The following is a 5,099-nucleotide window of genomic DNA, read 5'->3' as shown; positions in this document are numbered from 1 at the left end:
CCCCTGATCGGCATACCGCGTGATGGCTTCGCGCACATTGCCGCGCGCAAGATCGAGCGAGGCATCGCGCATCCATTGCTGCTTCTGACGGTAGATATTTTCCAGTTCCGCATAGCCGATGCGATCGACCAAGCCACGGAAAGCGGCGCCGGCCTCGATGGGCTGCAGCTGTTCGGGATCGCCGACCAACACCAATTTCGCGCCGGCCGCCAACACGGCCGACACAAATTCTGCCATCTGCCGCGAGGACACCATGCCCGCTTCGTCAAGCACAAACACTGTACGCTGATCGAGTAGATCGCGACCCTTGCTCCAGCGCAATTGCCAGGAGGACAACGTCCGGCTTTCGATACCGGCTTCTCTCTCCAACCCCTCGGCGGCCTTACCGGCCAATGCAGCGCCGAGCACGCGATAGCCAGCCGCTTCCCAGGCCTCGCGCGCGGCTGACATCATCGTGGTCTTGCCGGCTCCGGCGCGACCGACCACGGCGGCGATCCGTTCGTATCCGGTCACATGCTCGATCGCAGAGCGTTGTTCGCCGGAGAGCCTGGCATGCCGCCGGAATACTGTTTTTAGGACTGCCCGCTCGACCGCAAAGCCCCTGCCCTCGGCAAGCCGCATCGCATTGTCCGCCATGCCGGCTTCGATGCGGATCATGGCGCGCGTGGTGTAACGGGATCGTAGAATCTCACCGGTGTCGAGATCTACGCGCTCGCGTTCCAGCCGGACGATCTCGGGATCCCGGAGTATTCGTGCCATGATGGTGTTGAAGGTGCTGACACCATCGATGTAACGATGGACGACCTTTGCCAGGTCGCGCTCGTCGAACACACTTTTCTCCCGGCTGACAATGTCGAGCACGACAGCGGGATCGCGTTCAATCTTGCGTGCTGATTTTTGGCGCTGCGCTTCGAACAGCCGCAGCCGGTCGAGCTCAGCATCGCGACCCTCACGCTCGGCCTGCCGCTGGATCGCCTTGGCGGTAACACCGATATGGATGGTTGGCGCGATGTCGATGCCGCGCTCCGCATAGGAGCGGCCGTCAACCCGAACGTCATGGCCATTGAGCGCGAGGTGATGGTTTTGACGATTGTACCAGGCCTGGCGAATGGCCAGGAAGTCATCCTTGTCGCCGGCCCAGAGCCGATAGACAATCTGCCCGAATTTGGTGCGGACTACCGCGCCATCTTCGCCGATCACCGGCACCTTTTTGGCACCAAAACCGTCGTCGGTCAGCGGCCGCAGGGTTGTCATCAGATGGACATGGGGGTTACCTGGAACGTCATGGTAGACCCAGTCCGCGACAATGCCACGGGCAAGAATCTGCTCGGAAACGAACACGCGCGTTAGCGAGACGTTTTGATCTGTGGTCAGCTCGACTGGCAGCGCCAGGATGAACTCCTTGGCCAGTTGCGCATCAGCACGCTTCTCGAAACTCTCAACCCTGTTCCAGAACGCCTCTGCTGCGCCAGCTACGGAGCGATCGGCGATCATCGTCTGCGCCCATGCCGGAGCGTCTGGCGGTAGCACAAACTCTTCGTGCACCATTCCCGGCTTGCGCGAATAGTCGACTACCCTTCCCTCGCCCTCATGCTCCATACGCGCGCAATGCCGATAAGCAGCGGCAGCGACCGCGCTGCGGCCGGAACCGCGACTGATGAGTTGGGGCGTGAAGTGGGTGATGGCCAAGACGGTGCAGCTCCGGCAGTGATGATCGCTGTCCACCCGAACTGGTTCTTGCCTAGCGGCGGAGCCCGCAACGTTGCCTCGCAACGTATTACTGCGCCCTTGGAACCATTCCTTCGGAACGGTGGGATAATCGCAAAAAAGCTCAATGATGCCGACCTATCGGATTTGATAGGGTGTGCGGTCGCACGCATGCAGGGAAGATTATGTTGTCCTTCGGGGCATTTTTCGACCCAAGGGCAAACGACAGTGAAACAGCGCGCTACCAAACTCCGCGACGAAATCGCCAAGCTTCAGGATCAGCTTAAACAGGCAGAGACACGGGAGGCCGAGCGCATCGGACGTCTCGCTCTCAAGGCTGGCCTGGGCGATATCGAGATCGCGGACGGTGACCTCGTCAAATCCTTCGAGGAGCTGTCCATAAGGTTTCGCAAGGCGACCGGTGCGAAGGCGCCCGCTTCTGGCGCGCCTCAGAGCGGCACTCAGGCGGACTGAGCGGATGATGCAATTGGCCAGGACTGACGACCGCAAGAAGGACACCAGGGAGAAAATTCAGCTCGGCGGTCTGATCGCGAAGGCCGGGCTTCGTTATGAGAAGCGGGCGCTACTGCTCGGCCTGCTGATCGAGGCGAAACGCAATCTGGCCGCCAACGCCGAAGAACGCGCTCGCTTGTTGGCAATCGGAGAGGAAGCCTTCCGCAATGACCCCCAAGAAGCTGACGTTGCTGCTACTGCCAATTCTGCTGATGACGGCCGCCGTTTTGATGATGACGGGGATCGAACAATGGACGGCAAGTCTGGGAACGACCGCTGACGCCCAAATGGTCTTCGGCCGGATTGGCATTGCCCTGCCCTATGCCATCGCTGCCGGCCTGGGCGTCATAATATTGTTCGGGGTAGCCGGGTCGGCGACGATCCGCTATGTGGGCGGCGGTGTTGCTGGCGGCGCAACCGTCGGCGTGGCGGTTTCAATTTGGCGCGAAACCACCCGGCTTGCCAGCTTTGCCGATCAGGTGCCGACGGGCACGGTTCTAAACTTTGTCGATCCAGCGACGACGGTCGGCGCGATGCTCTTCCTCGGCGCCGGGTTGTTTGGACTGCGCGTTGCTTCGCGTGGCAATCGGGCTTTCGCCAGCAAGTCACCAAGACGCATAAATGGCTCGCGCGCCGTTCACGGTGCTTCCAACTGGATGAGCAAGGGGGAAACGAAAAAGCTGTTCCCGGAAGCCGGCGGCATCGTCATCGGCGAACGTTACCGCGTTGACCAGGATGTCGAGGCCGACCGTGCCTTTCGCGCCGACGACAAGGAAAGCTGGGGTGCGGGCGGCACGGCGCCACTGCAATGCTTCGACTGTGCGTTCGGCTCGACCCACGGCATCGTCTTTGCTGGATCGGGTGGTTTCAAGACGACATCCGTGACGATCCCCACAGCCCTGAAATGGGGCCATGGTCTGGTTGTGCTGGACCCTTCCAACGAGGTGGCGCCGATGGTGAGCCGGCATCGCCGGGCAGCGCACCGAACAGTGGTTGCACTCGATCCGGTCAACCCCACGATCGGGTTTAATGCCCTCGACTGGATTGGCCGTTTCGGCGGTAGCAAGGAAGAGGATATCGCCGCAGTTGCGTCGTGGATCATCACCGAGGCGCCGCGCGTCGGCTCGGCCCGCGATGACTTCTTCCGCGGCGCAGCGCTGCAACTGCTCACGGCCCTGATCGCCGATGTGTGTCTATCGGGGCACGTCGATGTGGCGGACCAAACGCTGCGCCGTGTCCGCGTCAATCTTGCCGAGCCCGAACCCAAACTACGCCAGCGGCTGCAGTCGATCTACGACAATTCCGGGTCGACCTTCGTCAAGGAGAACGTTGCGCCATTCATCAATATGACCCCCGAGACCTTTTCTGGCGTCTATGCCTCCGCGGCCAAGGAAACCCATTGGCTGAGCTACGAGAACTATGCGGCCCTCGTTTCGGGCGACTCGTTCTCGACCGATGACCTCGCCGCCGGCACCACCGACATTTTCATCAATCTCGATCTCAAGACCTTGGAGAACCACCCGGGCCTTGCTCGGGTAATCATCGGCGCGTTGATGAACGCGATCTACAATCGCAACGGCAAGATCAAGGGTAGGACGCTGTTCCTTCTCGATGAGGTGGCCCGCCTTGGCTTCATGCGTATTCTAGAAACTGCGCGGGACGCCGGACGCAAATATGGCATCACGTTGGTGCTGCTGTTCCAGTCAATCGGCCAGATGCGCGAGGCGTATGGTGGCCGTGACGCGACGAGCAAATGGTTCGAAAGCGCGTCTTGGATGTCGTTCGCTGCGATCAACGATCCTGAGACCGCTGACTATATCTCCAAGCGCTGCGGCGACACGACCGTCGAGGTCCGCCAGATCAGCACCAGCACCAAATCCTCAGGATCATCGCGAACCCGATCAAAGCAACTGTCGCGGCGCCCACTGATCCTGCCCCATGAGGTTCTACAAATGCGCGCCGACGAGCAGATCGTCTTTACCGCCGGCAATCCTCCGATCCGCTGCGGCCGTGCTATATGGTTCCGACGTAAGGACATGCGGAGCCGGGTGGACACGAACAGGTTTGAGCAACCTTAAGGAGCAGGCCTCCTTGTTGAGTGCCGTTTCCACAGGGCTCCGGCCGTCTCTTCGGCGCTGGATGAACTACGCGTTCCGGCCTCCGCCATGCTGCGCGGATCGTGCGATCCGCTTCGGCCCTGTGGGCTGGAAAACGACAAAGGGCCGCGAAGTCGCTGACATTTGCCCATCACCGACGTGAATCGTAAGCGCCCTGCGGATTCCAAACTCTGATTGGACGGCGCTTCCGCCCATTGTCAGAATCCCAGCATGACTGGCACACCCCAAGATATCTATTTGCGCCGCATCGACCCGAGCCGGAACATGGCGCGGTTCTATGTACTGTCGATCCAACCGACCCTGTTTGGTGGCAGCTCGGTGGTTCGTGAATGGGGACGGATCGGCACCAAGGGTCAGTGCAAGGTCGAGCTCCTCGACGACACCCAACAGGCCGAGCAGATCAAAAATTCTATTGTGCGGTCGAAGCGCCGCCGGGGCTATTCCGACGTCACGCAAGATATGTCACCGGATAAGTAGACAATCTGAGGCGCCGTTGCCTGGAAAATGGCGCGTAACGATCCGGGCCAAGACAGAGATTCGCCGCCGGCGCCGCGCCGGACCCAACGGCTTTGGTGACAATTCGCACCACGCTCCAACCTAGGCCGGCTGCGAATTCGTGCTGATGAGGTGCAAAGCAGCTTTCCCGCCCTTTACCGCTGCGACAGACAGCCGACGGTCAAATGTCGCTAGCCGGCCGCCTTTGGCCTTGGCTGAGGCAAGAAGGTAGATGTCCGTGACCTGTCCCGACGTCATTATCTTCGT

4 protein-coding genes and 2 pseudogenes are annotated in these 5,099 nt (G+C 60.7%); 4 read left to right on the top strand and 2 right to left on the bottom strand.

Translation table 11 applies throughout. The features are described from left to right. A partial coding sequence (gene traA / locus WH91_RS18595; RefSeq protein ID WP_046172516.1) for a Ti-type conjugative transfer relaxase TraA occupies window positions 1–1,689 on the bottom strand: 1,689 nt, incomplete at its 3' end. Between the two features lie 246 nt (window positions 1,690–1,935). On the opposite strand from traA, the gene WH91_RS18590 reads away from it, so the two are divergent. The 4 genes and pseudogenes from WH91_RS18590 to WH91_RS18575 all read left to right on the top strand — a co-directional run bounded on the left by WH91_RS18590 (window position 1,936) and on the right by WH91_RS18575 (window position 4,814). Next, a complete protein-coding gene (locus WH91_RS18590; RefSeq protein WP_046172515.1) occupies window positions 1,936–2,181 on the top strand; it encodes a TraC family protein in 246 nt (81 codons plus the stop codon). Between the two features lie 4 nt (window positions 2,182–2,185). Next, window positions 2,186–2,392, top strand: a pseudogene (traD, locus tag WH91_RS18585) (conjugal transfer protein TraD); the annotation flags it as partial. Beyond that, entirely contained in the window at window positions 2,388–4,298 is a 1,911-nt protein-coding gene (traG, locus tag WH91_RS18580) for a Ti-type conjugative transfer system protein TraG (RefSeq protein ID WP_046172513.1), read from the top strand. The pseudogene traD and the gene traG, both read left to right, overlap by 5 nt. Before the next feature lie 249 nt (window positions 4,299–4,547). Continuing rightward, window positions 4,548–4,814: a WGR domain-containing protein gene (locus tag WH91_RS18575; RefSeq protein WP_046172512.1), complete on the top strand. Its 267-nt coding sequence runs from the start codon at window positions 4,548–4,550 to the stop codon at window positions 4,812–4,814. A 120-nt stretch (window positions 4,815–4,934) separates the two neighbouring features. On the opposite strand, the pseudogene WH91_RS25580 reads toward WH91_RS18575, so the two are convergent. Next, window positions 4,935–5,099 (bottom strand): annotated as a pseudogene (locus WH91_RS25580) (TA system VapC family ribonuclease toxin); the annotation flags it as partial.

Origin of the sequence: Devosia psychrophila (genome assembly GCF_000971275.1) — a bacterium.
Lineage (GTDB): Bacteria > Pseudomonadota > Alphaproteobacteria > Rhizobiales > Devosiaceae > Devosia > Devosia psychrophila.
The sequence above is the reverse complement of the archived record's forward strand: the minus strand, read 5'-3'. Positions and strand labels throughout refer to the sequence as shown.

Coding starts and splice junctions, on each gene's coding strand:
- traG (WP_046172513.1), top strand. CDS start 2,388: ATGACCCCCAAGAAGCTGACGTTGCTGCTACTGCCAATTCTGCTGATG.
- WH91_RS18575 (WP_046172512.1), top strand. CDS start 4,548: ATGACTGGCACACCCCAAGATATCTATTTGCGCCGCATCGACCCGAGC.